Annotated in this window: 1 protein-coding gene; it reads left to right on the top strand. The window is 64.6% G+C overall.

All coding sequences use genetic code 11. The features are described from left to right. Positions 1-561 precede the first annotated feature (561 nt). Entirely contained in the window at positions 562-1,905 is a 1,344-nt protein-coding gene (ltrA, locus tag AB0J47_RS42200) for a group II intron reverse transcriptase/maturase (RefSeq protein ID WP_364360330.1), read from the top strand. Positions 1,906-2,099: the final 194 nt, after the last annotated feature.

Below are 2,099 nucleotides of genomic sequence, written 5' to 3'. Positions count from 1 at the left end.
GGTGCGCCCAGAGATCAGGAGGTGATCGTTTTGCGGTCATGACCTGTGTCGGAAGCTCGTCGTCGCCTGCCGGTGTGAGTCCGGTCCGGGTAGCTGCCAGGAGGCCCGGTAGCAGGCTGGCGGCTCGGTCTGGAAACGGGTCGGGTCGAAGCCCAGCGTCGAAAGCCCTTGTAGGGGAAGCGACTGAGCGGTCCGTAGCGGAAGCGAAGCCTGCCGCGTCGTTAGACATTGAGGGAGAGCCGAGCCGGGCTGTTCACGGTGAAGGCCATGGAAGCGGTGAAGAGCCTGGATGCGCAGCCGTGAAGGACTCCCCGGCGTAGAGGGCGCGGAACGTTCAGAAGGTGACGGCGGGAACTGGGGAGGCCCTCCCCGGCCGAAATGCACTGCGAATTGTGTGGAAAGGCTTGTCCTATAACCGGTGTGGAGCCGGGAAGTGGATCGGGTGCCGGGAGGGAGTCGGAGGCGGTCGTAGTACCGATCGAGCCGGGCGGACAACATAACCGCCGGTGAGGGAAGGGCCGCTGCTTCGTTCACGCGTTGTGTCTGGAAAGGATGGGCCCGGTGAGTGCCGGTCAGGCTAATTCCACCGCTGTGGGGTCGTTGGACCCGGTTCGAGCCTTGCAGCACACGCTTTACCGGTCGGCCAAGGCTGATCCGGGACGACGGTTTCATGCGTTGCGGGACAAGGTCTATCGCAGAGACGTCCTGTGGCGTGCGTGGGTGGCGGTGCGCCGCAACAATGGTGCGCCGGGTGTCGATGAGACCACCCTGGGGCAGATCGAGGACTACGGTGTCGAGAGATTCCTCGACGAGCTGGCCGAGGACTTGCAGAACGAGCGGTGGCGGCCGTTGCCCGCGCGTCGGGTGCTCATCCCCAAGTCGGGGTCTAGTGAGAAGCGGCCGTTGTCGATTCCTGTGGTTGGTGATCGTGTGGTGCAGGCTGCGGTGAAGATCGTGCTCGAGCCGATCTTCGAGGCGCAGTTCCTGCCGTGCAGTTTCGGGTTCCGCCCGAAGCGGTCGACACACGATGCGCTGCAGGTGCTCGTCGACGAGTCCTGGCGAGGCAACCGATGGGTGGTGGAAACTGATATCGCCAACTGCTTCTCGGCGATTGGGCACGAGAAGCTGATGGCAGCGGTCGAGGAACGCGTCAGTGACCAGGGCATGCTGAAGCTGCTGCGCGCGGTGTTGCGGGCGGGAGTGATGGCCGGCGGTTCGGTGCGCCGTGAGGTGACCGGAGCCGCGCAAGGCGGACCGCTTTCGCCGTTGTTGTGCAACGTGTATCTGCACCGGCTCGACCGGGCATGGGACACGAATGCGCACGGAGTGCTGGTCCGATACTGCGATGACCTGGTGGTGATGTGCCGATCGCGTCGGCAGGCCGAGGCCGCGCTTGCGCGGCTGGTAGTTCTGCTGGGTGAGCTCGGGCTCGAGGTCAAGGAGTCCAAGACCCGGATCGTGCATCTGGTCGAGGGCGGCAAGGGAGTGGACTTCCTGGGCTTCCACAATCGGCTGGTGCGCGGGTGGACTCCCCGGTCGGCGCATCTGGTGTTCCTTGCTCGTTGGCCCTCACGCAAGGCGGTGCAGCATGCTCGGGACCGGATCCGGTCGATCACGGCCCGGCACCGGATGCTGCTGCCGACCGAACACATCGTGGGAGAGCTGAACCTGTTCCTGCGGGGATGGGCCGGATACTTCCGTTATGGGAACTCGGCTCTGCTGTTCGGTCAGATCAGAAACTATGCCCTCTCGCGTCTGGCGTTGCTGTTGTCCAAGCGGGGCAACCGGCGACACGCATGGGGATGGGGCATGGCCCAGGTGCTGGCGTCGCCGGACCACCTCGGGCTGATCAGCCTCGATGGAATCGTCGTGCCGCCCAGGCCCTTTCGGACCTGGAAGGGTTGAATGCCGCCGGTGAAGAACGTCGGTAAGCCGTGTGCGGGAGAACCGCATGCACGGTTTGACGGGCGGGAGCTGGAAACGGATCGAATGGCCGGTCATGGTGGGGCAGAAGAACGATCAAGCGGGAAAACCGTTCGGTCACAGTGGCTTCCACACCTACAACCGCTCACGACACCGCGCCAGTTCCCGACCCAACC

The sequence above is a fragment of the Nocardia sp. NPDC049737 genome (assembly GCF_040674755.1).
GTDB lineage: Bacteria > Actinomycetota > Actinomycetes > Mycobacteriales > Mycobacteriaceae > Nocardia.
Note: the sequence above shows the minus strand (reverse complement) of the source record. Positions and strands in the feature narration are given on the sequence as shown.